At 43.5% G+C, this 375-nt stretch carries 1 protein-coding gene; it reads left to right on the forward strand.

Going from position 1 to position 375, the window contains the following annotated elements:
* Positions 1–288 precede the first annotated feature (288 nt).
* The coding region (locus A3763_RS30045; RefSeq protein ID WP_369823093.1) for an acyl-CoA dehydrogenase N-terminal domain-containing protein at positions 289–375 on the forward strand (87 nt) is incomplete at its 3' end.

The raw sequence follows: 375 nt of genomic DNA on the forward strand, positions 1-375 counted from the left end.
CTTTAGCTCACGCTCAAATGATTGAAGCGGGTGCCGAGTCTATGATGGCTGTTGAAGAAGATAACTTCGCTTTCTAAGCTTGAGTTAATCTGATTCAAAAAAAAGCCCGCATTCGCGGGCTTTTTACGTTAAAATGCGCCGCATGATTTAAATGTGCGGCGTTAGGTTTTCCCGGACATAAGTAAATCACACCCGAATAGCCACAAGCAGCTCGGGGTTTTTATTGAAAAATACCTTGTAAGACAAGGTTGTTACGTGTTGGATCAACAGAGGATAGAGGGTAGTTACATGGCTGAGTATAAGGCTCCGTTAAAAGATATTCGTTTCGTGATGAATGAAGTGTTTGGTGTAGAGCAGCTTTGGGCTTCGCTTGCG

It is taken from the genome of Oleiphilus sp. HI0128, assembly GCF_001635365.1.